Consider the following 24,372-nt stretch of genomic DNA (forward strand, 5'->3'; position numbering starts at 1 on the left):
CAATCGAGCAAGATGCCGACATTGTTTTGTTCGTTTATCGTGAAGAATATTATCTCAAAAATGAAGAACCCAAAGAAGGCACCTCTGAGTATAGCAAGTGGCAAGAGGCAATGGAGCAAGCCAAGGGCAAAGCTGAGGTTATTATAGCAAAACAACGCCATGGTCCGACAGGAATCGTTTCCCTTGCCTTTCAATCCGACTTTACATGCTTTAGTGATTTGGAAAAATAGGAGCAGAAAAATGCGTTAAAGAGAGCTTTAAATACCCTTTGAAAAGCATTTGAAGACCCTTTGAGAACCCCTTAAAAACTCTTTAAAAAAAATAAATTGGTACAAAACCTAGTGGCAAAATATACAAAAACCGCTGGCAAGCTACAGGCAAGCTACAACAAAACCCGCTGGCAAGCTACAGGCAAAATATACAAAACCCGCTGGCAAGCTACAATCAAAAAGTTATAGCACCATAAAAGTGCTGTGGCGGAGGGGGTGGGAATGCTACATTTATATGCAATCAATAACTTATATAAAGGTAAGGGAATTTTAATTCCATTGATTTTATTAACTTATTTTATGTCTATCCCGAACTTTTTTATAGCTTATTCTCAATCATTTTATCCAAATATGTAATCAGATTTTCCAGTATCTTACTTGACTCTTATTTTTATAAATCGTATAGTAATAGTATACGATAAGGGGTGCTAATGGCAATTGTGAGTTTCAGACATAAGGGCTTAAAATTATTTTATACAACAGGTTCCACAAAAGCTATTCGACCAGATCACGTAAAGAAATTACGCGTTATCTTAACGGCTTTAACAAGTGCTACCACGCCCGAAATGTTGAAAGCACCTGCCTTTAAAATGCATCCTCTTAAAGGTGAACTTACAGGATATTATTCTATATGGGTGAATGGAAATTGGCGTGTTACTTTTCGCTTTATAGGAACAGATGTGGAGCTTGTTGATTATCAAGATTACCATTGATGAAAGGAACGAAAATAATGATGCATAACCCCGCACATCCGGGCGAAGTTCTAAAAGTAGCTTTCTTAGACGAAATGGGGATAACAATACAAAAGTTAGCTAATCATCTCCATATGACAAGAGCTTCTCTATCAAGAGTGATTAACGGACATGCCTCTATGAGTACCGAACTTGCAGTGAAATTAGAACTAGCTGGTTTTAGTAAAGCGAAATTTTGGCTGGATATGCAAACAAATTATAATTTATGGCAAACAATGCAACAGACACAACCACCTATTTCTCCTCTGGTTTCTGAAGCACATCAAACGTCGCTTTGATTTCGTTTATAATTTTGACGGGGCTTTAGTTTTTTAGCTTCCGCCCGTTGCTCTAACCTTTTTGAAGTTTTTTAATGGCTTCTATTGCAAGGCGCTTTCTATCGGCTGTTTTGGTATAAAGAGATGCCATTTTATCTTCTGACCAGCCAAAAAGCGCTTTCATTTGCGAAACTGTCGCACCAGCATTGGCTGCACGTGTTGCTGCTAATTTTCGCAAGCCGTGAGCTGATTTTTTAATTCCTGCTGCATTACATGCTTCACGAAACAGATTCCCGAAACTTTCTTTTACGAGCTTATTTCCACCTTTTCCGCAAATGAATGTTTCATCACCTACGGGACCAATTTTAAGGGTTTCCTCTAGTTCTGGTAAAATAGGGAGAAAAACATCTGTTTTAAATTGGCTCTTTTCTGTTTTGAGATAAATGATATTATCTTTGACGTCTTTCCAGCCGATACGAACGGCATCACCACGACGCAAGCCTGTATAAAGAAGAACATCAATCCAGACGCGTTCATGTGTACCATGTGACCAACGGTGATAATATTTGTCTATGTCCTCTTCTAGCCATGGCAGTAATCCCTCACTGTTTAAAGATTTTGGTGCTTTTATATTAAAGGCAGGATTTCTATTTAAAAGAGCATTATCAACCGCCCAATTAAAAAGACTGTTTAAAGAAGTTAGAAAATGTTTTGCAGCTGCGGGGGTCTCTCGCCTTCTGTCTACGGCTTCAAGCATGTGTTGTTTGTTTATGCTTTTATATGCACGATTACCGATATGTTTAGAAACATTATTCAGAATTCGATATTTAACTTTTTTAGTAGATTCTGATTGATTATGCCATTGCATGCTTTGTAAATACTGATGCAACAACCAATCGAAAGACCCTTCTGTGAGTCTGGTACGCCTCTTTGTTTTGGAGGAGCCATTTTGAGCTTGCTTAAGAGCAAGCGTATAATTATCGACAAACTCTTGCGTTCCATAGGTTCCTTCAATCCGAAACCGTGGTCCATGACCAATACGTACATACCATATGATTTTACCATGGCGTGTGCGTTCACGAACAAGATGCGGTGGACGGCGTTTTGGCATGGCTAAAACTTTATACCGTCGACAGAGGGGCAACTTTTGCTGGTCTCGTAGTCTTCTTGCTCGTTTTCAAGTGGTGGAAAATCGTCAATGCTATAAGTATTATCTGTCGTTGTTGGTGTTATGGTTTTATTGATATGAATTAATAATTCCCCTGTAGGTTTGATTTCTATGAGTTCACATCCTTGTTTTTTAGCTTCTCTTAAAGCACGAGCAATAGCTGGTTGCGTGATAGTAGGTGGGCGGTGTGGCATGTTTATTCCCCTTCATTGAGATGTAATTCCCCCGTGGCGTGAATCACGCTGGTGTTTAAAAGTTGGTTTTTCGGTGTTAGAAACGGCTTATAGAGATACTATAAGATTAGTCGTTCGTTATTTTCTCATCTGGTTTTTTCTCTAGTTGAGATTCTTCTATCGTCATCAATCCAGTCGTTCCAACATACACATGCATCACCGTAAATTTTTGCATGACCGTAAATATGCGCATCACCGTAAACTTGCGCATTGCCGTAAACACGCGCCCTATCGTAAATGTATGCCTCTTCGTAAACTTGTGCATTGCCATAAACTTCTGCATTATCAAAAACGTTCGGTTCACCGCAAATATATGCATCACCGTAAACTTCTGCATGACCGTAAATGCATGGTTCATCGAAAACTTCTGCTTTGCCATAAATACGAGAATTGTCGTAAACCTCGGCATAACCGTAAACATGTGCATTTTCGTAAACCTTAGCATCATCATAAACCTTGGCATAACCCCCAACCCAGCAATTGCCATCATGACTTAGATTGTCTTCTTTCTCGATATAGCCGCCAAGATCACCTTTCTTGACGTCCCCCAAATCTCTCAATGCACGAATGCGGCGGAGCGTTTTGCGCCCAACTTCGATTGTTTCATCTGTCAGTTCGTATTTCTTTTCCATGGTTTATTTCCTTGATTTGCGTACAATCCACCCGTGGCGTGAATCACGCATTACTTGAAAGTGTTAAGAAGGGTGGGGGTGCGGGGAGGAGAGAGCACCCCCATAGGTTTAAGCAGCTTTTGCCAAAATCTTTTGCATCTCTTGTTCTATTTCCCCTAAAAAGATTTCGACCGCTTTATTGATCTCTTCAATGTGTTTCTCATCACGATTGACGCGTTTGATTTTCATTCTCAAACCAGTAGATTTGCCTACAAAGTTTGGATTATAGCTCATGAAATCACACCATTTGCGTCCAGTGCATGCCATTTGGAATTGCATCTGTGCGATATATTCGGGCTTGATTTCGTCATAAATAAAAAAACGAAGATGGTTTGTTGATTGTGGACATTTGACTTCTATTAAACCGTCCTCTCCAATGAACCCATCAGGACTAGCCCCCGCCATTTCCATTTTGGGGTGTGGGATAAACCCGCATCTTGTGACTTCTGCGTCATAAATGAATTCATATTCTCTCAAGGCATTCTCTTCATGTTCAATGCCCCATTGCATAGCAGGTGTTGTATAAGATTGGCTTATTTCCCCTATTAAGCGTTCTGTCATGAGTTTCGTTTTGTAATCTTCATATTTGCTTGTAGGCAAACCTTTTGCTGTCTTACTGAGTACGTTGTAAACGTTTGAAGCAGTGACTTTACCCAAGCGCGCTTGAAACCATTCTGCTGTTCTTTGTTCCATCTCACACCGCCGTTCCCTGTTCGTGTGGCGTTTCTATATCGGCATCTTGTATAGTAGAATCTGTTTCTGCCTTTTGCCTGTTTTGTTTATCTTTCAAAAGATGTAATACCGTTTGTGCTTGTCCTTCAGACATATCGTCGAGCTTTTTGACGTTGACATAAGCAAGTATTTTTTCTTCTTCTGTTTGGGTTTGTACGACAAGTCTTCTGATTTCATTGATCTGTTGTGGAAAAGCCTTTTTAATAGGCGGGTTTCCATCTGTATCATCATCTTCACTCACGACATTAAGAAGCATGCCTAACAGATATCTGCGTGCGTATGTGATTGCAGAACCAACCGATTGTATATTTGATTTGCATCCTTTAGTGTCATAAGGAAACTTTCCTTCTGTTGAGATTTTATTTCCAGACGGATGCGTCAAAGTCATTTCTATAATTATATTGTCTGAACTCTGTTCTTTGATACGAGAAAACAAAGCAAATCGGTGTTTTGCAAGAGTGTTTTTTACAGCATCAATGTACTGGTCAAGGGTTGCATATTGGCTGTTTGTATGGGTGTTTGTAGAGTTTTTTTGTATTTTTTGATATTCTATTTGCATATTCGAAAGATCACTGGCAAATCTTTCGTAGTTTTGTCGTTCTATTTCTTTTTCTCGTAAGGCAATGAGACGCTCGAGACGGTCCATATCGACGTCATTTTCTAAGGCTCTGTTTAAAATACGTTCCATAGCAGTTTGTTTAATCGCTAAGTGATGCGTTTCTTCAATTTCTGTTAGGTTAGTGTTTAGTTCACTCATCTTGATTTCCTCCTATTTGAGCGCAATTCCCCCGTGGCGTGAATCACGCTGGTGTTAAAATCTTTGTTTTTGTTGCTAGAAACGGCTTATAGAGATACTATAAGATTAGTCGTTCGTATTTCTTTTCCATAATTGTTGCTCTTAATGCATGCTTTGTCTTTTAAGCTCTTGAGACAGCACACCAATTCCTTTTGCTGTAATTTTTGCGCAAGGAATGACTTTTTCTATTCCACTTGCGGTTTGAAGTGTGATAGTTGGACAATCCATAAGTTTCTTTTGGATTTTGTCTTGATAAGGAAGCAAATTTCCACCTGCTGCTCGTCTGTAAACCCACCCTTTTTGCTGTAAGAATTGAATGAACTGTTTTGGTTGCATCTCAAGTATTTTAGCGGCTTCTGTAAGACCAAAGAGTCCATCATGGCGCTGTAAGCTTTCAAGAGCCATGGCTTTTGGTGTTAAATCTTCAATGATGGTGTCTTTTTGATCTATTTGACCTTGTAGGTAATTCAAAAAGCCAATCATAGCCTTTGGACTTGAGTAATCGATTTGTGGTGTAACAACTTGCTTTGCACGCCGCTCGCATTCAATAAAATATTGACGGGCTTGTTTTCCTTTTTCATTACGCTCTACCATGGCGAGCTCTTTTGCCATGTCTAATGTGAGGTGATAGTCTATAGCTGTAACAGCTCTAGATTTTGCGCTCCCCAATTTTGGGGACCGCAAATCTTGTGTTTTTATGAAATCATTTCCCTCTTCAAATTCATATTGATGAATACGGTCCTTAATCCAAGTAGAGAAATCTTTCCCAATTTCCAAAAACGCATGTAACTCACGAGCGTTGACCGTTTGAACGGTTTCGTGTTTGATTGTATTGTGCTGGATAGCAATAGGCTTTTCCATTACGAACCTCATATTGATGGGATTGATGAATGAAAGGGGGCGCTTTTAAATGCGCCCTTTAGAATTTTTAAATCACATCACAAAGACGTAATTTATTTTGCTCTTCATAGGTCCCGTAGACCTTATCATTATATTTTTCGTCTGCGATCTCGTCTAAAAGTTCATTGTAAGCATCACTTTCACGTACAAAGTAATGAACCTCACTATCCTCATGGAGATGTTCAATATTTGCTTCTACATATGCGTCTGCAATCTCTTCAGAGATATCTTCACAATTATTCTCAGAAGGATTTATACGAAAGATTTGGATTGCATCATCTACCTCAGCAACAATGCTTAGAATTTGGCTTGCATCAAGTGGTCCAGACCGACCAATGTTTTGATCATCATCATAGACAACTAATAAAATTTCATTGGAATTTATAAGAATTGGATTTTCCATAATTTTTCCTCCCTAACGCCTCTTGGCGATTGTTTGTGCGTGGTTTATAAAAATAAAATACGTTTATCGTAATTAAATGTCAAGAAAAAAATTACGATAAACGTATTTTTATGTATTTATAATCCACATAAATTATTTATTATCTTAAAATTTAAATGGGGAATTTATGTTGGACTGTGAAAGAAACAAACAACTAACTGTAATGTTAAATAAATTAACTGAAAATGAAAGAATAGCTTTTATAGATTTCGTGCTGCGAGCAAAGATTTTAAAAGATCCTCGACAATCTTTTTTTCAGAATCATTTGCTTGAGAATACAAATAAAGAAAATCATCAGAACAAAATCCGGAAACAGGTGAAGAATCTTTAAAAAATTCCATAATTTTAACAAGCTCATCAGCTTTAACGTCCCTCATTTCCTTATTAGGGTCAAGATTGACAATATTAGATATAGCTGGTCTGCGTACTCCAAGATGGGCCGCAAGTTTTGCTTGACTGCCACGGCCCATTTTATCAAGTTCTTGTTTTATCCAAATTTTTAGCTCTCTTTGTTTAACCATACTTGTGTTATTTATCATTTTTAAAAACCTTACAATATTAAAAAACATAAAAATACGTTTATCGTATTGACTAAATGTTCCTTATATCGTATTTTATTGGCTATGATAAAAGCATATACAGAAACAGCTAAACTTATAATTACATATCTTGGTGGATATCATAAGGTTGCAAATATCATTAATCGTAATGTTATTGTGGTTAGAAAATGGGCTTATTCTCTTGAAAAACGCGAGGGTAAGGGCGGAATCATTCCGGCTAAATATCAAGTGATGCTTTTAAACTATGCTCGTAAACACAACATTGATTTGCGACCCGAAGATTTTTTCTATCCTGAGCGTTTGCAAGGTTTGATGGAAGAAGAAAAAGCAACACTCTCAACGCCTTCTTTTGTCAACGGTTTCAGTTTGAGTGAAAAGTCGTGCGAACAAAAACAGCTTCAATATGAAGAAAGAAAATAAAATGGATTACGGTTTAGCAGCGATTATTATGCTTTTTACGACCAATGTAATCACGATTTTTTGTTTTTATGTCTCTCATAAAAAAATGCAAAGCTCTACAAAGGTATTGCAAAGTTCATATTATACTTTTCACATTTTAGAAGATTTTACAAAAGAAATGCATTTTCCAGATGGCAGCACAATTGTTTTTAGCGATTCTGATTGGGATTTTTCTCTTGATGAAAATGATAATTTAATAGCTAAAAGTGCTTTAGGACCTTCATTGTCCATAAAGGCATATAGTAACGCATATGGTTTCAAAAAACGTTTCATAGATAGTTTACAGAAATACAATCGATCTACACATTCAGTTAGTGCAGTTAGATAAGGCATGCAGTGTGTGTCTGAATTGAGTGAGTTCGTTTTTTAAAACTTATGATTACGCGCTCTGTCATAGCACACATATAAATACGCAACAGCAGGGGGGATTATGATCACTAATGCACAAACCATTCTCTGTCTTGATCTAGGCACTAAGACTGGCTGGGCGCTTCGTGATGCAGATGGTTTTATCACAAGTGATACAGAACATTTTCAATCACGCCGTTTTGAAGGCGGTGGTATGCGTTATTTGCGCTTTAAGAAATGGCTTACTGAACTAAAGAGGTCTGTTGATGAAATTGATGCAGTGTATTTTGAAGAGGTACGCCGGCATGTGGGTACAGACGCTTCTCATGTTTATGGGGGCTTTCTAGCAACATTAACGGCGTGGTGTGAACATCATCAGATACCGTATGAAGGCATTCCCGTTGGTACCATTAAGAAAGCAATGACAGGCAAAGGAAATGCCTCAAAAGCAGAAATGATTAAGGCAATGCGTGCAAAAGGTCACGCGCCTTGTGACGACAACGAAGCAGATGCTTTGGCAATTTTATATTTAATGAAAGAAGGGGATGCGCATGTCTAATGGTATGCCATGGATAAGATTCCATTTGTATGACTGGATAAGTGGTACAGATGGAATGACGTTAGAGCAAAGGGGCGCTTATATGACGCTTCTCGTTCGCATGTACGATAAAAAAGCACCAATTAAAGAAGATTTTGAAACGCTTGCACGTGCTTGCAATTGTTCGCAGAAAAAATTTGCAACTCTTGTCGAATACTTAATGAGGAATGATAAACTTGTTGAGACAGATAATGGATTGTGGAATACACGCGTTGAAGAAGAGCTGAATGATTTTGCTGATAAAAAAGAGCACATATCGCAAGTTCGTAGTGAGGCTGGTAAAAAAGGTGCAAAAGCAAAAAATAATATAAAACAACATATTAATAATTTTGCTGAAGCAAATGATAAGCAAAACGTTTTTTTTGCTGAAGCAAACGACAAGCAAAATCTAGCTATAAAGAACCAGAATAAGAATAATATATATAAAAAAAATAAAACTATTGTTTTATCAAAAAAAGAAATTGGTTCTGAAAGTTTAGAAACAAACGAACAGGTTCATGAGCCAACAGAGGTTGCTGCTGTTGAGACCACATCAGAGCAAATCGAAACCTCATCAGACAACCAACCTCCCATTCACGAGCAAGAGAACGTTCCCAAAAAAGCAAAACGAGCGCAAGCTAATCGAGGCTGTCGATTGCCTGAAGACTTTGAACCCGATTACGATTTTGCCATTGCAGAGGGCTTGCCTCCAGAGCGTGTGAAAGTCGAAATCGCGAAGTTTCGAGATTACTGGCGTTCAAAAGCCGGAGCAAATGCAACCAAAACCGATTGGCAAGCAACATGGCGTAACTGGGTACGCAAGGCTGTTGATGATTTAGAAAAAACAAAAAACACGAACAACAATGGTGAAAACAATGGAAATTACACTCAAAAGCAAAAAAGCATTGGGGAGCGTATCGCAGACAGTCTCCTTGATATCGGAAATCGAGGGTATTTTGAAACACATTCATGCGATGATACCTCCGAGCGGTCCGTTTGTTTTGAAGGATGGCAGCCAATTAACGAAACAGCAGGAATCGATTGCTTTAGAGGCTGGTGATCAATTGCAAGAGCTCTTCGCCGTGAAAGCAGGTAAAGAGGATATAGCAAAAGCTATTCGCATGCTGTCGTGTGGTTTGAAAATAGCACAACAATCAGACCATGAGGGAATGGCGTTGACCTATGGAATGGTTTTGGAAAATGTCTCTGCATGGTCATTGATGACAGTGGTCAAACGGATTTTATGTGATGAAATAAATTGTTTATCCGATACGTTTTTTCCGAGCACACGAGAACTTGTCAGGTTGTGTCGAGATTTAGAAAACGATCTTTTGAGAAAAGCCAATTTTGTACGCAATGCTGTTTTGAGATTCCGTGAAAGGGAGTTGAAAGAACAAGCAGAGAAAGAGCATTCAACGCCTATAACGCTTGTTCACAAGCAAGAGCTTGAAGAAACTTTAAATGACATTGGTGGGATAATGAAACGCTTTGGTCCACAGCAAACTAGTGAAAAGTGCTGATGGTTTTGTGATTAGATATGCGTTTAAATCGTCAAAAAGGTACCGTACAGAGCGATTTAAAGATTTTACGATGAAAACCACAACAATAATATAAAACGCTCTGTACGGTAAAATTTAAGGTAAATAGACCAATTGGTAAAATTATGGACTAAAAACATGGAAATATTAAAACAACTGTTCTTAACAAATCATAAACAGCCCATGCAAAAAAAGTGGGTTGCAACGGCTGTTGGGTATGTTCCTTGGGGAGATGGAGCAGAGGAGTATTTTTACAACCTCTATGAATATGAAGACGGCACAAGAGAGTGTGAAAAGTTTGATGGCGGTCAGTATTATACCACACCAGAAAATGCGGATTTTAGCACCAAAGCGCAAGTAAAAGCATGGGTTTACGGTGGGAATATTCCGAAAAGCGTTCTCAATTACGAACCTCTTATAGACGAGATTAACAGAGAAATCAAAAAATTATCAAAAGCCGCAGGAAATGAACATGTTTACAGATAAGCAAATAAGAGCCTTGTTTGGCATTATAACTTTTATATTTTTATGTTTTTTAGGAATTAAAAAAAATCCCTACTTTATCCAAAGTATTTTGATATTTGCATCTTTTGGTTTGATAATAATAACAAATATTTTTGTAATTTTATGCAATTCTCATATTCCTTTTGAATTGCAAAATAATCCAAAATATAAAGATGATGATACAACGGGTTGGGTGAAACTAACACGTGATTTACAACAGTATATGCACAGTCTCCTAAAGTTAATAATTTTAGCGCTTATCGTTTTAATTTTCCCAAGTAGTTATAAAGAAACTGTTTCTTTGCCTATCATTTCTAATTACGTAGAGCATAAGCTTTCTTTTTCATTGGATACTGTACTTTGGTATTCAGATATTGCTCTTTGGTATTCCTTTTTAGTTTGTGTATTGTTTCTTATGTTACATACACGCAGTTTAATAAATATATCTATTTACACACTACAGTGCTCAGTTAAAAAGCCATAGTAAAATTTCCGATTTTATAAAACTGTTCAGATTACGTTGTCTCTTCTCAACGTTCGATAAAATCAACAAGAGCATAAAAAACTATCGAAAGCAGTTTGATACTCTTTGTAGCAGGAAAGAGGTCAACGCATTGAACGAAGCATGGCGTCACGTAAAATTGCGTTAATCCGTGTTTGATATCCTTTCCCTTGACTTTTAAGCCACGCTAGAACGTCTGAATCCACACGTACTGTTGTGACAGTTTTGGTTGGTTTATAGAATGGATTGCGAACGGCGTTTTTCCAGAATGCATCATTGAGTGACGGAATATCACTATGATCAATTGCACTGTCCGGCATTGCAGCCAGCTTATCAACTTCAACTCTCTGTTTATCTGTCAAAGGTGATAAGCTACCTACATCAATTTCATAAAGAACTTTCTTCTTCATAACGTTTCCTTTCTTTCGAGTTAGCTCGCCGCGCTGAAATAATACGGATTACTTCTATACCATCTTTATCATCATGGACAGTATGCGCCACGAGCAGCAGTAAAAAACCATCCACAAGACCCAAAGTTTGCCAACGATATTCTCCGTTTTCAATACGGTCTTGTTTAACCATGGCGAACGGGTCTGCAAAAACACGAGCAGCAATTTCAAAACTGACACGGTGCTTTCTAAGATTACTTTTTGCTTTAGTTTCATCCCATTCAAATCTTATTCTCATATCTTATGTTAATACATTTATGTATGTATATCAAGAGTTTTAAATGAACACTGAACTATTTATGTTTTTTTGCATATTAAACATAATTTTATATGTTAAAAAACAATAATATACTTTTGAAATAATTGAAAAAATAAGAAAATCATGTTAAGATTTTCTATGTATTAAAATACAAGTTTAAGGTAAAAAAACATGCTAAATAAAGTGACGTTAATCGGGCGTTTAGGTGCTGATCCCGAAAGCAAAACAATGAATTCTGGAACAGAAGTAGTCAATTTTAGTATAGCGACTTCTGAGAGCTATACAGATAAAAAAAACAATCAAAAAGTAGAAAAAACAGAATGGCATTCAGTTGTGGTTTTTAATCCACATTTGGCAAAAATTGCACTTCAATATCTCAACAAAGGTTCAAAAGTTTACGTAGAAGGAAAATTACAAACACGCAAATGGCAAGATAAAAATGGGCATGACCGTTACACAACAGAGATTGTTTTACCGCAATTCAAAGGCGAGTTGTATTTGCTTGATGCAAAGAAAGAGCAGTCTACCCCTTCTTCCGTTACTTCTCAAAATTATGCTATCGTTTCAGGTGCTAAAGATTATAGCACATCTCTTAACGATAGCATGCCATTCTGATTGAAAAATAGAACAAAGAGAAACATGTGGGCTCCCACAGATTAGGGGATGTATGAAAAAGAAAGATGCTTATATTTCACAAATGAAAGTACGTCAAGATCCTGTTAATCAATTGGCAATTGAAATGCGTGCTAAACGCTTTGGTTTGACGATTGAAGAGGCTAAAAATCCGCTTGCTGGGTCTTATGTTGGGCGGCTATGTTTGCAAGGTGTGCTTACTCAAGATCAGTATGATGCTGCGCAAAAATATCTTGAAGTGAAAAATGACTATTTGTGTGCAAAAGGTTTACCAAGCGCTGTTTATGATGAAATACCATCATCTTCTGATGACAAAGCAAGAGAAAAATGGGTTGAATTTGCAACAGGACAGTTTTCTAATATGCAAGAGGCGATAAAAGAAACACAACATCTCTATAGACAGTATAATCTTTATGCGGCTCTACAATATCTTGTTAGTGAAGATCAAACGTTGCCACATCTTGTAAATTCATTGCAGATTACTCTTAGTGCGCTTCATAGACATTTTACGCAAAAGCGCAAAAAAGACTATTGAATAGTAGGCTTTAGAGTGTTATATTTTTATATAATACTGAAGGGAGCGTTTTATGCACACAACAAAATTACGTAAAGTTGGGGGATCAGTGATGCTCTCCATCCCACCTGCATTGCTTGATGTTCTTCACTTGACTGAAAATACCGAAGTTGGTTTGGCTATTGATAATGGTCGTCTTGTCGTGGGACCATCAGTCCAGCCGCGATACACGATGGCTGAGTTATTAGCTGCCTCCGATTATTCGCAACCACAATCACCTGAAGACCGTGAGTGGGTTGATTCCTCTGCTGTAGGGGGCGAGCTTATATGAGGCGTGGTGATATCTATATGGTAGATTTGGAACCAATCCAAGGACGAGAGCAGCGTGGGTACCGTCCTGTCGTCATTGTTTCTCCTGATGATTTTAATCAAGCAACAGGTTTACCAGTTATTTTGCCGATCACAAGCGGTGGAAATTTTGTTCGCCGTATTGGATTTGCAGTGCCGCTTACGGGTACAAGAACGAGGGGTGTTATTCGTTGCGATCAGCCTCGTGTTCTCGATTTGGTGGTGCGCAATGGGCGTAAAGTAGAAAGTTTGCCAACAGCTATTATGAATGAAGTATTAGCGAAGGTTGTCACGATCTTTAGTTGATCAATTATATGTAGGATCCAGTCTTTCAGATAAGATATTACCACATCTTGTAAGTTCATTACGGATTGTTCTAAATGCTCTACAGAAATATTTTGACAAAAAACTAAATGGTAGATGTTTTATGTTGTTTCTTTCGCTTTGACGTGAAACGTTTTTCTGTACAATTCGTTGTATTTGTATTACAGTGAATACAAATATGAGGATTGTGTTATGACGATATCTATTCGATTGCCAAGTGATCTCGAAACACGTTTGAATAATTTAGCTGCTAAGACAGGACGTACAAAGTCTTTTTATTTACGCGAGATTATTGAACGTGGAATAGAGGAAGCAGAGGATTATTATTTAGCCTCACAAGTAAGAGAGCGTGTTCGAAGGGGAGAGGGTACTTTTTATAGCTCTGAAGAGGTGAGGAAAGAGCTTGGCTTGGACGATTAGGTGTTAGAAAACTGAAGCAAAGTCTGGACAAATATTTTTCACAAAAGCGCATAATCGTATTGGTTTATAACAAATATTCTACCAAATGCTCGTAGGATTTGTTGTAATGAAAATCTTTATTTTCGAAAATTGCCTCCTGCTTTTCGATATGAAATTGTTTGTATTCTTCCTTTATAGCTTTTTTCAGTGCATTCACCTTTTCTTCACCGAAGATAATTTGTAGTTTCTCTCTTGAATTTATTATATTTACGAGCATATCCCAATAGATAAATCTATTATAGCATTTTTTACTTGCTGATTTAATTTGTTCTATTGTTCCTAATTTGTAAGTTTTCTCAAATGTTGGAATATTTTCAGAAATGTATAGATTATAATTATCTTTTTCATTTATGAGTTCTTTATCTTTCTCTTTACACTCATTTACCTTCCATTTTACCTCTTCGGTATAACGGTCTTCATCTAAAGAAATATATCCTTCTGTAACAGTTTCAAGAAGACGCTTATAATGAATAAAAATTTCTCTTGCTATTCTATAGTCATCCGAAATGTCATACAACAATGTCAGTAAACATTTTTTTATCTCTACTAGGCATTCATACTTAATAGGCAAATGCCATGATTTCAGTATTTCTTCTATCTCTTCGTATTCTGTATTTTTAGACATTTCATCCCAGTAGATGTCAAGCGATTTATCATTTTTATAAAACCCATGTAACGCTTGTTTTTCGTACTCGGCTATGATCATATCATCAACCACATATAACCACCAATGCAACAAAAACATTGTAGATTTATGACATGTTTTCTCTGTAAGGGGATCTACGATTTTTTCAACAACTATCCCGTTTTTTTTCATGAGTCGCATTGTTTTTAGATAGCTTTTCTTAAAAGCTATGTGTTTCTTGAATACATTGATTTTTTCGCAATGCTCAGCAGAAGGTTCTGTTTCCAAAGCTTTCTTATAGAGAAACGGTATTTCTTTATATCCTTGAGTACAGATATCTTTTATGATGGGATGGTGATGTTCATAAGCTTCACCTATCATTATGGGATCTTTTATTCTTAGTATATCCTTTTCCCACTGTCTAATTTCTTTATTCCATTGCTTAATCCATTTTTGCGATATTTTTTGAGCCTTCTTTAAAAGACTTCTATCCCATTTCGTAATTTGTTCTTTGTATATTTCTATTTCTCGATTTTTCTGTTCCTGAAGTAACTCGAATTGTTCTTCATAGTCATTTATTCTTAAATAGCTCCTAAAAGACAGTAAAGTTGCTATTATTAGTAATATGTTCACTGAGAATTCAAAATATAAAAACACATCGATTATTATGATTAATAAAATCGTATTTTCGAATCCTACATTCCAACCTTTCTCTCCTACCTTCGAAATGTGGTAGATCATATTTGCTGCTATTAATATTCCTCCTATGACTATAATTATTTCCATTATTCCCCCCACTTTTTGCTAATCAATAATTTAGTGCTTCCATATAATTGATTCGTTTAGAAGACACAATTGTGAGTGGTTGGTTGTTAAAGACACTAGATTTAGGTGAAAAAATAAAAAATACACAATATCGTGATTTTTTTGTTGACAGGATATGAAAAATAGTGTTTTATGGCACTGCTGTACTGGTCGAATTGTGTCTAGAGTTACGGTAAAGGTATAACCTTTCTTATAAGTTTATATGATTGTTCAGAGCCCTGCTTTTGCGGGGTTTTTTTATTGTCTTGTTTACAAAAAGAAACACACATGAAAACCACTGAAAAACTTGCAAAAAAAACGCCCCCAAAGGCAGGTCAAGGGCGAGTAAAAGGTGTGCCAAATAAAACGACACGTATTTTGAAAGAAGCAGTGCTTAAGGCAGCTGAGCGCGCTGGTAAGAAATATGGTGATGATGGTTTGATCTCTTATCTAGAAAAACAGGCAATCAAATGCCCCGCTGCTTATCTGTCATTGTTGGGAAAGATTTTGCCTCTTCAAGTGACAGGAGAGGATGGCGGGGCGATTAAAATGATAGGGCGCGTGGAAATAGCCCCTTTGGTTTATGACAACGAGACAGATTAAGATTGTACCAAAACTCATTCCTATTTTTACAGGAGACGCTTTGGTACGCGCGGCTTGGGGTGGGCGAGGCTCTGGAAAGACAAGATCATTTGCCTTGATGGCGGCTTTAAAAGGCTATCAATTTGGTATGGGAGGGATATCGGGGACTATTCTTTGTGCACGTCAGTTTCAGAATTCGCTAGCAGAGAGTTCATTGGAGGAGATTAAGCGGGCGATTGAAGCCCATGATTTTTTAAGGGACTATTACAAGGTTGGGGAGTCGTCGATTAAGTCGATAGATGGTCGTATAGCCTTTCAGTTTTCTGGACTAGACCGTAATATTGCGAGTATTAAATCGATGGGGCGCATTTTGCTTTGTTGGGTTGATGAGGCAGAGCCGGTGACAGAGACGGCTTGGCAGACGCTTATACCGACTTTGCGTGAAGAGGGCGAGGGGTGGCGAGCAGAGTTATGGGTGACATGGAACCCGTTGCGAGAGAATGCACCCGTTGAGAAGCGGTTTCGCTTTTCAGACAATGAAGCCATTAAGCGTGTAGAGATCAATTGGTCAGACAATCCGAAGTTTCCCAAGATCTTGAATGAAGCGCGGCTTGATGATCTGAGAAACCGCCCCGAGACTTATAAGCATATCTGGGAAGGGGCTTATCTTACAGCAGTTCAAGGCGCTTATTATCAAAAGGAAATGTTGGTAGCCGAGCAAGAGGGACGGATAGGGCGTGTTGCGCGTGATCCTTTAATGCAGATACGCGCCTTTTGGGATATTGGGGGCACAGGTGCTAAGGCAGATGCCACAGCAATCTGGATAGCGCAATTTGTTGGCAGAGAGATCAGAGTGCTTGATTATTACGAAGCGCAAGGACAACCGTTATCGGAACATATCGGTTGGTTGCGTCAAAATGGTTATGAGAAGGCATTGATGGTTCTCCCCCATGATGGTGCAACAAGAGACCGTGTACATAATGTGAGTTTTGAGAGTGCTTTAAATGATGCGGGTTTTGAAACGCAAGTGATCCCTAATCAAGGGGCAGGGGCGGTTAAGATGCGTATAGAGGCGGTGCGGCGTATTTTGCCGTCTGTTTGGTTTAATGAAGAGATGACGGTAGCAGGGCGCAAAGCACTGAATTGGTATCATGAGAAATGGGATGAGAAGCGCGGCATTGGTTTGGGTGCAGAGCATGATTGGTCGAGCCATGGGGCGGATGCCTTTGGTTTAATGTGCATTGTCTATGAAGCACCCAGTGTCAAACCCAAGCAAGAGCGTTATTGCACTATGGAAAGAGAAGCGGCATCATGGATGGCATTCTAGATCAAGACTTTCAAAAAACGACAATCCTCGATGAATATGAACTCTATAAGCGTTTAAAGTCTTGGTACGCAGAAGATATTGAACATGTTAATGAATGGCGTGAACAGGCGCGTGAAGATTTTGATTTTTATAATGGTCGTCAATGGGCAGAGGAAGATCTTGCGGTTTTAAAAGAGCAACGCCGTCCTGTCATGACTTTTAACCGCATTGCACCCCTTGTGAATGCTATTGTTGGGGCGGAGCGTAATAATAAGCGCGAAGTACAGTTTCAACCACGGCAAATGGGAGCGGCAATACCCAATGAATTGCTTACTGGAGCAGCAGAATGGTTTCGTGATGAGGCAGAGGCGGAATATGCCGATTCCGATGCTTTTCAGGATATGGTTATTTGCGGTATGGGCTGGACAGATACGCGGCTTGATTATGATACAGATCCCGAAGGGATACCTGCTGTTCAACGTTTAGATCCCTTAAAAATGGTTTGGGATGCCAATGCTGTAAGACCAAATCTCATTGACGCACAGCGTATGTGGTATGTTGATCGCAAATCCGTTGAGGATGCTAAAAGTCTTTTTCCTGATGTTGCTGTTGAAGATCTTAACGCCGATTGGGCTATCGATAGTACAACCGCTTCTGAGGATTCTCATGTGTCACTTGATGCGTATCAAGATGACTCCAATGCGACTTCTCTATCAGAGCCGTGTTCTAGGAAACGCTATGTTACGCTGGTTGAATGCCGTTGGTTTGAATATGAGATCACTTACAAGGCGCCTGATCTTCAAACCGGCCAGATGCGCAACTATAGCAAACAGGAGTTTGAACAGCTTCAAAGGGTGATGCCACAACTACAAGGGGTGTGTTTTAATAAAAAAGTGGTGAGGCGCGCTTTTCTAGGACGACGTCTTTTAGCAAAGCCCGATAAGCCATTAGCACCTGATGGGCAATTTGGGTGGGAGTGTATCACGGGCACGCTGGATAAGCTTAAAAACCAGTTTTACGGGATTGTTCGCCCCGCAAAAGATCCACAAAAATGGTCGAATAAATATTTTAGCCAAGTGATGTATATCCTTAATAGCCAGTCTAAGGGCGGCTTGATGGCAGAACGAGACGCTTTCGATGATGATCGCCAAGCTATGGAAAGCTGGGCGCGAACGGATACGATTACTTGGGTTAAAAATGGCGCGCTTATAGGAGGGAAAATTCAACCAAAGCCAAGTGCACAATTTCCCAATGGATTTTTTCAGCTGTTTAATGAATCGCGTGAAGCGATAACGCATGTAACAGGGTTATCAGCTGAGTTTATCGGAACACGGGAGGTCAACCAAGCCAATGTGCTGGAAAACACACGCCGGCAATCAACGCTTAATTTGCTTGCGGGGCTGTTTGACAATCTCAAGCTTTATCGGTGTAGGCAGGGAAAGATTATTCTCTATCTTATTCAAAATTATCTCTCTGATGGGCGTTTGGTACGTATTTCTGGACAAGAGAATGCCCAATATGTGCCGTTGACGCGTGAAGCTGTTACGACGCTTGAGTATGACATTATTGTTGATGATTCACCGACAAGCCCCAATGAAAAAGAGAAAACTTTTGCGACAATTACGCAGATGTTGCCATTGCTTGGTGGGTTCTTAACACCGGAGATGATTCCAGATCTTTTAAAGCTTTCCCCACTACCGGCAACATTGGTAGCAAATTTAACGGCAAAAGCACAGCAGGCACAACAAGAACAACAGCAACAGCAGATGATGCAACAAAGCCAAGGGGCGCAATTAACTCCAGAGCAACAAGCAAAGATTGCTGTTTTACAGCAAGAAGCGCAAGCAAAGAGCACACTCTATCAACTTGATACGCAGCAGAAACAAGCGGCATTGCAGCAGAAAAATATCGAACTTTTCTTGAAACAAGAACAAGCGCGTATGCAGCTTGAGTTGCAACAGGCAAAAAATGAGATAGCGCAGCGCGACTTAGAGCGCAAAGCTTTACAGGCTCAGTTGGAACACTATCGAGTTTTGACAAAAAATATAATAACACATTGAAGGGACAGAATATGGAAGAAGAGTTTACGCCTGAAGAACAAGCAATCTATGATGAACATTTTGCCAGTGATAATGCTATTGAATTGGTCGAGCCTGAACAAGTTGAGGAAGTTTTTGATGCAGAGGAAAGTTCTGAACAGCCAGCTGTAGAACCACTTCAAGAGCAGCCAAATTCTGATGTAATAGAATCTGATAAATTAGAGCAAGAGCGGCAAGCACGCCAAAAGGCAGAACAAAGCGCCATTGAAGCGCGTGAATTGGCTATTGAACTTGCGCAAAAATATGCCGCAATGCAGGAAGAAATCACGCGCCGCCGTGAGGAAAATGTTCCCTCCCTAGAAGACGACCCACAAGCACATGTTGCATGGCTTAGTCATAAGGTACAAGAACAACAGAAATTACTTGATGAGTTTTCTCGCATAAGAGAGAGCCAAGAGCGCATGAGTCAAGAGGAATATGAACGCCAAAAGTTAGGGGATTATTTCGAGGAAGCCAAAGCGCAGGTACAAGATAAATATCCGGATTTAGACAGTATCACCGATTATCTCTATGAAAGAGCAGACAGTGTCCTACAAGCGCAAGCAAGCCTTTATCCGCAATGGAAAGACCCCGCAGCACGGCAACAACAAATTGGTGCTGAATTGCGCCAAATATGCCAACAATGCCAAAAAGCCGGTATAAACCCAATAGAGGTGCTGGTGCAAAAAGCAAAGGCTTTTGGCTATAGTGAAGCACCAATAAAGGATGAAGTGGAAACCCTTCAAGAGCGTTCTCAAGCAGCGCGAACACTTACAGCGCGCAGCGGGCAAGTTCCAACAGGCGGTATGGATGTGAGAACGCTCTTTTCCATGCCGGAAGCCGAATTTGCTGTATGGGTTGAGAAAAATCCCAAAAAATTTGAACAAATTATGAGTAGAGCTTGAAGATGTGCGTGGTGACGCAACAGAGAGAACCAAGTGATTTTTATCGTTTGGGATAGCCGCAAGGCGAGTTTTAAAAACCAAGAAAGGCATTGATTGAAATGGCAGTAACAGAAGTAAAGCTCAATGACCCATTAGCCGTTGGCGTTTGGGCTAAGATACTAAACACAGAAACTTCAAAAGCGTTGCCTATTGCACCGCTGATGGGGGAGAGCAAAAACAGCATTATCCAAGTGTTGGATATGCTAGGGAAAAGTGCTGGTGACTCCGTTACGAGTGGATTACGAGTTCAACTGATGGGGGATGGCGTTAGCGAGGGACAAACGCTGGAAGGCAATGAAGAAGCACTCCAATTTATGAATGAAAAGGTGCACATCAACGAGCTTACTCATGCGGTGCGCATCAAATATGAAGGCTCTATTGATCAACAGCGTGTTCCCTTTAGTTTGCGTCAGGAAGCAAAGGATGGGCTTGTTGATTGGTATGCAGATCGCTTAAGTTTGATGTTCTTCATTCAGGCAGCAGGTTATACAGCACCATGGATGCAGTTTGAAGGACGCAACATAACGCTTAAACCGGTGCATTATGGTTTTAATGCTCCATTAGAGCCAAGCAAATTGCGTGTTATTCGCCCAGCTAAGAAAAAGACTGATGAAGAGCTTACAAAAGACGATGTTTTTACATTAGATCTTATAGATCAAGCTGTTGAACGTGCTAAACTTGCTAATCCACGTTTGCGCCCTGTTCGTGTTGATGGAAAATCTGCTTATGTGATGTATCTCCACCCAACACAGGTGACCCAATTGCGTACCAACACAAAGAGCGGGCAGTGGTTAGACATTACCAAGGCGGCTTATGATGGTTCTGGAGCGAAGAATCCAATTTTTAATGGTTCTTTGGGGATGTATAACGGTGTCATTTTGCGTGAAGCAGAGCATGTCCCTAATGGTGTTAATTCAAAGACACAAGAGCCTGTAACATCTGTTCGTCGTGCTGTTTTGCTTGGTGCGCAAAGTATCATCATGGCTTATGGGCGTATTGGTAATGGTGCAACAGGAGGCAATGGGGAAAATAGTGCGACGCGTTATAAAATTGTTGAAGAACTGTTTGATTATCAACGTGAATTTGGTTTGGCTGCAAAAACCATTATCGGCATGAAAAAGTCACGCTATACCTTGCCGCATTCTGATCAAGGGGGACAAGATTTTGGCACGATTGTTATCCCTTCTTTTGCTGAAGCAAGCTAACAATTTTAACTTCATTAAAGGATGACAATTATGGCAGAAAAACCGCCAATTACACAAAAACCTGCTGAACCTGTTGAAACCGTTGAGACTGTTGGCATGACAGATGAGGGATTGCCACATGTTTTGCAAGGACGCAACAATTGTACACAGCAGGTTAGTTATTTACGGGCACGTGTTAAATGTACAGACCAAGGGTTGATAACGAAAATTGGTGTTCTACCCCGAGGGGCTTTTATAAAAAGTATTACAGCTTATCCCATGGAGGATTTTGAAGATGTAAAAGCTACATTTGGAAAAGAGCCTCATGGTAATGATTATGGAGATATAGGGCTTACGCAATATTCCAATAGCGATCTGTACCTCCCTATGAAGGAACGAGATGTTTCGTTAGAGGCTGAAAGTACGATTTATATGACACGAGACAAGAAAAGCACCAAAGGTGATGCTGAGGTGATTGTTGAGTTTTATACAAATCGTTAAAGGCAAGGGGGCGTTTGTTGCTTGCGTCCCCCTCCCATACAAGATGCCGCAAGACATTTGGAAGAGAGTCATATGACAATAATAGTACAGACAGGTGGTCCGATTGGAGACAAACAGACCATTGCTCCTTGGGATAAAAATTTTATCCAGATGTTAAACGATATTCAGGATGAAATAGATGATCAAACAGATGAGTATGTTGATCAAGTGCAAAGGGCGATATTTTCGGCTATTCGCTTTTGTGAACGATTGCCTTTTTATTTCAATGAAAGCCGCGAAGTTGTTTTTACCACTATAAAGGGAAAAAGCCGTTATGGTGCAGAGGCACATCCTTCAATGACAGGGGCTGTTCGCATTGTTGATGCTTACATTTATGAAGATAATCACAGCAAAGCAAAGCTTTTGCATACAGATCCGCTTGTTATTGAGAGCCTTGTGAATGATTGTAACCATGGCATACCTACCCGCTATGCTTATTTTGAACAAAAGCTTATTTTGTATCCAATCCCAGACCGTATCTATTCTATCAGGCTTATTCTTGATCCTATAAGAATAAAAGACATTGAGAGTGCACAAGAAGCTTCAATATGGTTTTTGGAAGCTTATGAACTGATCAAAACCCGCGCAAAATATGAAATTTATACCAATATTATTAAAGAACCACAGATGGCTGCGGCAGCTTTTGCCATGTTTCAAGAGCAACTCGATGCGCTACAAATTGAGACTTCACGGCGCAAGAATTTGTTGAGAGTTCAACATACGGATTTCTGATGACCTTTATTCCTATTGCTGAGTTTAGACCAGATGTTGCATTTATTAACACTGGTTATTCTCGTGAGATTGTGAACGTTTTACCAGCACCCAATTCCTATATTCCAGTTCCCAAAGTTGCCCCCGTTTCAGAACCTTTTCCGGATGTGATTTTAGGAGTCTATGCAGTAAGGTCGTTAAGTGGTGTGCGGATTATTGTAGGGACATCAACAAAGCTTTACGAATATGATAACAGCACACGCGGTTGGAAAGATATTAGCAAGCTTGGGGAACAATATCACGCCAATGAAACGGCACCTTGGTCTTTTGCTGTCTTTGGTGATTATATCATTGCCGTTAATAACAATGATACACCGCAAATATTCGCCTTAAAGACAGCAGAGAGATTTGAAGATTTGGGGGGGAATCCCCCGCGTGCTGGACTTGTTCGTATTTGGGGAGATTTTGTCTGTTTAATGAAATTAACAGATAAGCCAAATCGTGTTCATTGGTCAGGTCTCAATGATGCAACACACTGGAAAGTTGGCGAGAAAAGTTGCGATTATCAAGATTTCCCAGATGGGGAATATGTACAAGGAGCAACGCAAGCAACCAACCCGCTTATTTTTATGCGTTCTGCTATTTATCATGCAACCTTCGTTCCAGGGTCTAAAATAATATTTAGTTTTGTCAAAATAAAAGACAAAATAGGGGCAAAAAGTAGCACAGCAATTGCAAGTCGTGGAGATTATACTTTCTTTATTTCTGATGATGGTTTTTATCAAATCAACAATACTGGTGAGATGTTGCCTATTGGTTTTGGCAAAGTCGATAAAACTATCTTTACGCTTTACAATAACTTTGCCATTGATGAAATAAAAGCCTGTATTGATCCGGTCTATTCACGCGTTTATTTTTCTATAAATGACGATATGATGGGGATGAATATCTATGTTTATGATTGGCTTTTGCAAATATGGAGTGTCATTAAAGGACAGAGACTTCACTTATTTCCTCTCTTTGCGGCGGGTTACACATTAGAAGGTTTAGACGAAGTACAAGAATGCTTGAGAGATTTACGCGCTTCTCTTGATAGTAAAATGTGGCAAAATGGTGCGCCAATGTTGGGAGCGTTTACACAAGACAATAGATTTGGTTTTTTTGCTGGTCCTCCTATGGAAGCTGTCATTGCTTCACAAATTGTAGGGGATACGGGCAGACAGATTAATCTTATGAGTGAGGCTTTTGTTCAAGCAGATACGACAAGTGGTCTTTTAAGCGTTGGAGCTGCTTTTATCATTGATAATAGAAATCAATTAAATTGGGCGAAAGAGCGTTACGCGGGCTATAGCAGCGGAATGTACAATATCCGCTCTAGGGCACGCTATCATGCTTTGCGACTTAGAATACCAGAAGGCACCCCATGGACACATATAACAGGCTTTGATGTAACGCTCAAACCCGCGGGCATAAGATGAGTTTTAAGATCTATAATACAGAAAAATGGAGCGCTGAACAAATGGCGCCCTATTTTGAGAATGTCATAAAATCGATAGCTTATTTTAATCAAAAATTCCCTGATGATTATAATACAGAAACCATTTTAAACGATATTTTGAAGGGAGAAAAAGTTCTTTGGATTATCGTTGATGCGCATGAAAACTTTATGGCGCATGTCACAACACAGTTACAAGAACTCGTCACTGGAGCATTAAGGGCGGTTGTTGTCACACTTGGTGGAAAGGGAGGAGCGCCCTTAACAAAGCTTATCACTCAGATTGAAGCTTATTACAAGAAAAAAGGGGCAAAAGAGCTTGTCATCATAGGCAGGCGAGGGTGGGAAAAATCTCTTAAAACGCATGGATATCTCGTTAATCTTTTAGAATATAGAAAGCAGCTTTAAC

35 protein-coding genes are annotated in these 24,372 nt (G+C 39.3%); 24 read left to right on the forward strand and 11 right to left on the reverse strand.

The window, feature by feature from the left end:
• The 3 genes from ACFILZ_RS07520 to ACFILZ_RS07530 all read left to right on the forward strand — a co-directional run.
• On the forward strand, window positions 1–230 hold a 230-nt coding region (locus ACFILZ_RS07520), incomplete at its 5' end, for a DnaB-like helicase C-terminal domain-containing protein (RefSeq protein ID WP_375610750.1).
• Window positions 231–700: 470 nt separating this feature from the next.
• Entirely contained in the window at window positions 701–982 is a 282-nt protein-coding gene (locus ACFILZ_RS07525; RefSeq protein ID WP_183194586.1) for a type II toxin-antitoxin system RelE/ParE family toxin, read from the forward strand.
• Window positions 983–999: 17 nt separating this feature from the next.
• Entirely contained in the window at window positions 1,000–1,299 is a 300-nt protein-coding gene (locus ACFILZ_RS07530) for a HigA family addiction module antitoxin (RefSeq protein ID WP_183194585.1), read from the forward strand.
• A gap of 52 nt (window positions 1,300–1,351) precedes the next feature.
• Here ACFILZ_RS07530 and ACFILZ_RS07535 read toward each other — a convergent pair whose 3' ends face one another.
• From ACFILZ_RS07535 to ACFILZ_RS07570, 8 genes are all read right to left on the reverse strand, one after another.
• A complete protein-coding gene (locus ACFILZ_RS07535) occupies window positions 1,352–2,389 on the reverse strand; it encodes a tyrosine-type recombinase/integrase (RefSeq protein WP_375610751.1) in 1,038 nt (345 codons plus the stop codon).
• Between the two features lie 2 nt (window positions 2,390–2,391).
• Window positions 2,392–2,640: a hypothetical protein gene (locus ACFILZ_RS07540; protein ID WP_015857131.1), complete on the reverse strand. Its 249-nt coding sequence runs from the start codon at window positions 2,638–2,640 to the stop codon at window positions 2,392–2,394.
• A gap of 125 nt (window positions 2,641–2,765) precedes the next feature.
• Entirely contained in the window at window positions 2,766–3,311 is a 546-nt protein-coding gene (locus ACFILZ_RS07545; protein WP_375610752.1) for a hypothetical protein, read from the reverse strand.
• A gap of 108 nt (window positions 3,312–3,419) precedes the next feature.
• On the reverse strand, window positions 3,420–4,043 hold the full coding sequence (locus tag ACFILZ_RS07550) for a lambda exonuclease family protein (protein ID WP_375610753.1): 624 nt from the start codon (window positions 4,041–4,043) through the stop codon (window positions 3,420–3,422).
• 1 nt (window position 4,044) lies between these two features.
• The gene (locus tag ACFILZ_RS07555) at window positions 4,045–4,839 is read right to left on the reverse strand and encodes an ERF family protein (RefSeq protein ID WP_375610754.1); all 795 of its coding nucleotides are present in this window, start codon (window positions 4,837–4,839) and stop codon (window positions 4,045–4,047) included.
• A gap of 141 nt (window positions 4,840–4,980) precedes the next feature.
• Window positions 4,981–5,739 (reverse strand): antA/AntB antirepressor family protein, encoded by a 759-nt coding sequence (locus ACFILZ_RS07560; protein WP_375610755.1) that lies wholly within the window; start codon window positions 5,737–5,739, stop codon window positions 4,981–4,983.
• Between the two features lie 67 nt (window positions 5,740–5,806).
• Complete coding sequence (locus tag ACFILZ_RS07565) at window positions 5,807–6,181, reverse strand: hypothetical protein (protein WP_375610756.1); 375 nt, start codon at window positions 6,179–6,181, stop codon at window positions 5,807–5,809.
• A gap of 239 nt (window positions 6,182–6,420) precedes the next feature.
• Window positions 6,421–6,759: a helix-turn-helix domain-containing protein gene (locus tag ACFILZ_RS07570; RefSeq protein WP_375610757.1), complete on the reverse strand. Its 339-nt coding sequence runs from the start codon at window positions 6,757–6,759 to the stop codon at window positions 6,421–6,423.
• Window positions 6,760–6,843: 84 nt separating this feature from the next.
• Here ACFILZ_RS07570 and ACFILZ_RS07575 point away from each other — a divergent pair, with 84 nt between their 5' ends.
• The 7 genes from ACFILZ_RS07575 to ACFILZ_RS07605 all read left to right on the forward strand — a co-directional run bounded on the left by ACFILZ_RS07575 (window position 6,844) and on the right by ACFILZ_RS07605 (window position 10,690).
• Window positions 6,844–7,200: a hypothetical protein gene (locus tag ACFILZ_RS07575; protein ID WP_375610758.1), complete on the forward strand. Its 357-nt coding sequence runs from the start codon at window positions 6,844–6,846 to the stop codon at window positions 7,198–7,200.
• Complete coding sequence (locus tag ACFILZ_RS07580; RefSeq protein ID WP_375610759.1) at window positions 7,184–7,567, forward strand: hypothetical protein; 384 nt, start codon at window positions 7,184–7,186, stop codon at window positions 7,565–7,567. Before ACFILZ_RS07575 ends, ACFILZ_RS07580 begins: the two co-directional genes overlap by 17 nt.
• Before the next feature lie 102 nt (window positions 7,568–7,669).
• Window positions 7,670–8,146, forward strand: coding sequence for a crossover junction endodeoxyribonuclease RuvC (locus tag ACFILZ_RS07585; RefSeq protein ID WP_375610760.1), 477 nt, complete (start codon window positions 7,670–7,672; stop codon window positions 8,144–8,146).
• Window positions 8,139–9,224, forward strand: coding sequence for a YdaU family protein (locus ACFILZ_RS07590; protein ID WP_375610761.1), 1,086 nt, complete (start codon window positions 8,139–8,141; stop codon window positions 9,222–9,224). Before ACFILZ_RS07585 ends, ACFILZ_RS07590 begins: the two co-directional genes overlap by 8 nt.
• Window positions 9,166–9,684: a hypothetical protein gene (locus ACFILZ_RS07595; RefSeq protein WP_375610762.1), complete on the forward strand. Its 519-nt coding sequence runs from the start codon at window positions 9,166–9,168 to the stop codon at window positions 9,682–9,684. The genes ACFILZ_RS07590 and ACFILZ_RS07595 overlap by 59 nt, the downstream gene beginning before the upstream one ends.
• 156 nt (window positions 9,685–9,840) lie before the next feature.
• Window positions 9,841–10,188 carry a hypothetical protein gene (locus tag ACFILZ_RS07600; RefSeq protein WP_375610763.1) on the forward strand — a complete coding sequence of 116 codons (348 nt, stop codon included), beginning with the start codon at window positions 9,841–9,843 and terminating at the stop codon, window positions 10,186–10,188.
• A complete protein-coding gene (locus ACFILZ_RS07605; RefSeq protein ID WP_375610764.1) occupies window positions 10,175–10,690 on the forward strand; it encodes a hypothetical protein in 516 nt (171 codons plus the stop codon). Before ACFILZ_RS07600 ends, ACFILZ_RS07605 begins: the two co-directional genes overlap by 14 nt.
• Window positions 10,691–10,812: 122 nt before the next feature.
• Here ACFILZ_RS07605 and ACFILZ_RS07610 read toward each other — a convergent pair whose 3' ends face one another.
• On the reverse strand, window positions 10,813–11,118 hold the full coding sequence (locus tag ACFILZ_RS07610; protein ID WP_375610765.1) for a BrnA antitoxin family protein: 306 nt from the start codon (window positions 11,116–11,118) through the stop codon (window positions 10,813–10,815).
• Window positions 11,096–11,395: a BrnT family toxin gene (locus tag ACFILZ_RS07615; protein ID WP_208439550.1), complete on the reverse strand. Its 300-nt coding sequence runs from the start codon at window positions 11,393–11,395 to the stop codon at window positions 11,096–11,098. The genes ACFILZ_RS07610 and ACFILZ_RS07615 overlap by 23 nt, the downstream gene beginning before the upstream one ends.
• 192 nt (window positions 11,396–11,587) lie before the next feature.
• Here ACFILZ_RS07615 and ssb point away from each other — a divergent pair, with 192 nt between their 5' ends.
• The 5 genes from ssb (at window position 11,588) to ACFILZ_RS07640 (ending at window position 13,655) form a co-directional block, all read left to right on the forward strand.
• Window positions 11,588–12,031 (forward strand): single-stranded DNA-binding protein, encoded by a 444-nt coding sequence (ssb, locus tag ACFILZ_RS07620; protein ID WP_375610766.1) that lies wholly within the window; start codon window positions 11,588–11,590, stop codon window positions 12,029–12,031.
• Window positions 12,032–12,083: 52 nt separating this feature from the next.
• Window positions 12,084–12,584, forward strand: a complete 501-nt coding sequence (locus ACFILZ_RS07625) for a hypothetical protein (protein ID WP_375610767.1) — start codon at window positions 12,084–12,086, stop codon at window positions 12,582–12,584.
• 52 nt (window positions 12,585–12,636) lie between these two features.
• Entirely contained in the window at window positions 12,637–12,894 is a 258-nt protein-coding gene (locus ACFILZ_RS07630) for an AbrB/MazE/SpoVT family DNA-binding domain-containing protein (protein WP_100131165.1), read from the forward strand.
• The gene (locus ACFILZ_RS07635; RefSeq protein ID WP_007346765.1) at window positions 12,891–13,217 is read left to right on the forward strand and encodes a type II toxin-antitoxin system PemK/MazF family toxin; all 327 of its coding nucleotides are present in this window, start codon (window positions 12,891–12,893) and stop codon (window positions 13,215–13,217) included. Before ACFILZ_RS07630 ends, ACFILZ_RS07635 begins: the two co-directional genes overlap by 4 nt.
• Before the next feature lie 210 nt (window positions 13,218–13,427).
• Complete coding sequence (locus ACFILZ_RS07640; protein WP_007346764.1) at window positions 13,428–13,655, forward strand: DUF6290 family protein; 228 nt, start codon at window positions 13,428–13,430, stop codon at window positions 13,653–13,655.
• A gap of 64 nt (window positions 13,656–13,719) precedes the next feature.
• Here ACFILZ_RS07640 and ACFILZ_RS07645 read toward each other — a convergent pair whose 3' ends face one another.
• Complete coding sequence (locus tag ACFILZ_RS07645; RefSeq protein ID WP_375610768.1) at window positions 13,720–15,105, reverse strand: hypothetical protein; 1,386 nt, start codon at window positions 15,103–15,105, stop codon at window positions 13,720–13,722.
• A 306-nt stretch (window positions 15,106–15,411) separates the two neighbouring features.
• Between ACFILZ_RS07645 and ACFILZ_RS07650 the strand changes: the two genes are divergently transcribed.
• The 9 genes from ACFILZ_RS07650 (at window position 15,412) to ACFILZ_RS07690 (ending at window position 24,371) form a co-directional block, all read left to right on the forward strand.
• On the forward strand, window positions 15,412–15,726 hold the full coding sequence (locus ACFILZ_RS07650) for a hypothetical protein (RefSeq protein WP_375610769.1): 315 nt from the start codon (window positions 15,412–15,414) through the stop codon (window positions 15,724–15,726).
• On the forward strand, window positions 15,707–17,032 hold the full coding sequence (locus tag ACFILZ_RS07655) for a PBSX family phage terminase large subunit (protein WP_375610770.1): 1,326 nt from the start codon (window positions 15,707–15,709) through the stop codon (window positions 17,030–17,032). Before ACFILZ_RS07650 ends, ACFILZ_RS07655 begins: the two co-directional genes overlap by 20 nt.
• Window positions 17,017–19,071 (forward strand): portal protein, encoded by a 2,055-nt coding sequence (locus tag ACFILZ_RS07660; protein WP_375610771.1) that lies wholly within the window; start codon window positions 17,017–17,019, stop codon window positions 19,069–19,071. The genes ACFILZ_RS07655 and ACFILZ_RS07660 overlap by 16 nt, the downstream gene beginning before the upstream one ends.
• An 11-nt stretch (window positions 19,072–19,082) precedes the next feature.
• Window positions 19,083–19,994: a hypothetical protein gene (locus tag ACFILZ_RS07665; protein WP_375610772.1), complete on the forward strand. Its 912-nt coding sequence runs from the start codon at window positions 19,083–19,085 to the stop codon at window positions 19,992–19,994.
• Window positions 19,995–20,092: 98 nt separating this feature from the next.
• Window positions 20,093–21,238: a N4-gp56 family major capsid protein gene (locus ACFILZ_RS07670; protein ID WP_375610773.1), complete on the forward strand. Its 1,146-nt coding sequence runs from the start codon at window positions 20,093–20,095 to the stop codon at window positions 21,236–21,238.
• 30 nt (window positions 21,239–21,268) lie between these two features.
• Window positions 21,269–21,718: a hypothetical protein gene (locus ACFILZ_RS07675; protein WP_375610774.1), complete on the forward strand. Its 450-nt coding sequence runs from the start codon at window positions 21,269–21,271 to the stop codon at window positions 21,716–21,718.
• Window positions 21,719–21,790: 72 nt separating this feature from the next.
• Entirely contained in the window at window positions 21,791–22,489 is a 699-nt protein-coding gene (locus tag ACFILZ_RS07680; protein WP_375610775.1) for a hypothetical protein, read from the forward strand.
• Window positions 22,489–23,946: a hypothetical protein gene (locus ACFILZ_RS07685; protein WP_375610776.1), complete on the forward strand. Its 1,458-nt coding sequence runs from the start codon at window positions 22,489–22,491 to the stop codon at window positions 23,944–23,946. Before ACFILZ_RS07680 ends, ACFILZ_RS07685 begins: the two co-directional genes overlap by 1 nt.
• 41 nt (window positions 23,947–23,987) lie before the next feature.
• Window positions 23,988–24,371, forward strand: coding sequence for a hypothetical protein (locus tag ACFILZ_RS07690; RefSeq protein ID WP_375610794.1), 384 nt, complete (start codon window positions 23,988–23,990; stop codon window positions 24,369–24,371).
• The last annotated feature ends 1 nt before the right edge of the window (window position 24,372 follow it).

The organism is Bartonella sp. AP40SXNS, assembly GCF_042195825.1.
GTDB lineage: Bacteria > Pseudomonadota > Alphaproteobacteria > Rhizobiales > Rhizobiaceae > Bartonella.

Coding starts and splice junctions, on each gene's coding strand:
- ACFILZ_RS07525 (WP_183194586.1), top strand. CDS start 701: ATGGCAATTGTGAGTTTCAGACATAAGGGCTTAAAATTATTTTATACA.
- ACFILZ_RS07530 (WP_183194585.1), top strand. CDS start 1,000: ATGATGCATAACCCCGCACATCCGGGCGAAGTTCTAAAAGTAGCTTTC.
- ACFILZ_RS07535 (WP_375610751.1), bottom strand. CDS start 2,389: ATGCCAAAACGCCGTCCACCGCATCTTGTTCGTGAACGCACACGCCAT.
- ACFILZ_RS07540 (WP_015857131.1), bottom strand. CDS start 2,640: ATGCCACACCGCCCACCTACTATCACGCAACCAGCTATTGCTCGTGCT.
- ACFILZ_RS07545 (WP_375610752.1), bottom strand. CDS start 3,311: ATGGAAAAGAAATACGAACTGACAGATGAAACAATCGAAGTTGGGCGC.
- ACFILZ_RS07550 (WP_375610753.1), bottom strand. CDS start 4,043: ATGGAACAAAGAACAGCAGAATGGTTTCAAGCGCGCTTGGGTAAAGTC.
- ACFILZ_RS07555 (WP_375610754.1), bottom strand. CDS start 4,839: ATGAGTGAACTAAACACTAACCTAACAGAAATTGAAGAAACGCATCAC.
- ACFILZ_RS07560 (WP_375610755.1), bottom strand. CDS start 5,739: ATGGAAAAGCCTATTGCTATCCAGCACAATACAATCAAACACGAAACC.
- ACFILZ_RS07565 (WP_375610756.1), bottom strand. CDS start 6,181: ATGGAAAATCCAATTCTTATAAATTCCAATGAAATTTTATTAGTTGTC.
- ACFILZ_RS07570 (WP_375610757.1), bottom strand. CDS start 6,759: ATGATAAATAACACAAGTATGGTTAAACAAAGAGAGCTAAAAATTTGG.
- ACFILZ_RS07575 (WP_375610758.1), top strand. CDS start 6,844: ATGATAAAAGCATATACAGAAACAGCTAAACTTATAATTACATATCTT.
- ACFILZ_RS07580 (WP_375610759.1), top strand. CDS start 7,184: ATGAAGAAAGAAAATAAAATGGATTACGGTTTAGCAGCGATTATTATG.
- ACFILZ_RS07585 (WP_375610760.1), top strand. CDS start 7,670: ATGATCACTAATGCACAAACCATTCTCTGTCTTGATCTAGGCACTAAG.
- ACFILZ_RS07590 (WP_375610761.1), top strand. CDS start 8,139: ATGTCTAATGGTATGCCATGGATAAGATTCCATTTGTATGACTGGATA.
- ACFILZ_RS07600 (WP_375610763.1), top strand. CDS start 9,841: ATGGAAATATTAAAACAACTGTTCTTAACAAATCATAAACAGCCCATG.
- ACFILZ_RS07605 (WP_375610764.1), top strand. CDS start 10,175: ATGTTTACAGATAAGCAAATAAGAGCCTTGTTTGGCATTATAACTTTT.
- ACFILZ_RS07610 (WP_375610765.1), bottom strand. CDS start 11,118: ATGAAGAAGAAAGTTCTTTATGAAATTGATGTAGGTAGCTTATCACCT.
- ACFILZ_RS07615 (WP_208439550.1), bottom strand. CDS start 11,395: ATGAGAATAAGATTTGAATGGGATGAAACTAAAGCAAAAAGTAATCTT.
- ssb (WP_375610766.1), top strand. CDS start 11,588: ATGCTAAATAAAGTGACGTTAATCGGGCGTTTAGGTGCTGATCCCGAA.
- ACFILZ_RS07625 (WP_375610767.1), top strand. CDS start 12,084: ATGAAAAAGAAAGATGCTTATATTTCACAAATGAAAGTACGTCAAGAT.
- ACFILZ_RS07630 (WP_100131165.1), top strand. CDS start 12,637: ATGCACACAACAAAATTACGTAAAGTTGGGGGATCAGTGATGCTCTCC.
- ACFILZ_RS07635 (WP_007346765.1), top strand. CDS start 12,891: ATGAGGCGTGGTGATATCTATATGGTAGATTTGGAACCAATCCAAGGA.
- ACFILZ_RS07640 (WP_007346764.1), top strand. CDS start 13,428: ATGACGATATCTATTCGATTGCCAAGTGATCTCGAAACACGTTTGAAT.
- ACFILZ_RS07645 (WP_375610768.1), bottom strand. CDS start 15,105: ATGGAAATAATTATAGTCATAGGAGGAATATTAATAGCAGCAAATATG.
- ACFILZ_RS07650 (WP_375610769.1), top strand. CDS start 15,412: ATGAAAACCACTGAAAAACTTGCAAAAAAAACGCCCCCAAAGGCAGGT.
- ACFILZ_RS07655 (WP_375610770.1), top strand. CDS start 15,707: ATGACAACGAGACAGATTAAGATTGTACCAAAACTCATTCCTATTTTT.
- ACFILZ_RS07660 (WP_375610771.1), top strand. CDS start 17,017: ATGGATGGCATTCTAGATCAAGACTTTCAAAAAACGACAATCCTCGAT.
- ACFILZ_RS07665 (WP_375610772.1), top strand. CDS start 19,083: ATGGAAGAAGAGTTTACGCCTGAAGAACAAGCAATCTATGATGAACAT.
- ACFILZ_RS07670 (WP_375610773.1), top strand. CDS start 20,093: ATGGCAGTAACAGAAGTAAAGCTCAATGACCCATTAGCCGTTGGCGTT.
- ACFILZ_RS07675 (WP_375610774.1), top strand. CDS start 21,269: ATGGCAGAAAAACCGCCAATTACACAAAAACCTGCTGAACCTGTTGAA.
- ACFILZ_RS07680 (WP_375610775.1), top strand. CDS start 21,791: ATGACAATAATAGTACAGACAGGTGGTCCGATTGGAGACAAACAGACC.
- ACFILZ_RS07685 (WP_375610776.1), top strand. CDS start 22,489: ATGACCTTTATTCCTATTGCTGAGTTTAGACCAGATGTTGCATTTATT.
- ACFILZ_RS07690 (WP_375610794.1), top strand. CDS start 23,988: ATGGCGCCCTATTTTGAGAATGTCATAAAATCGATAGCTTATTTTAAT.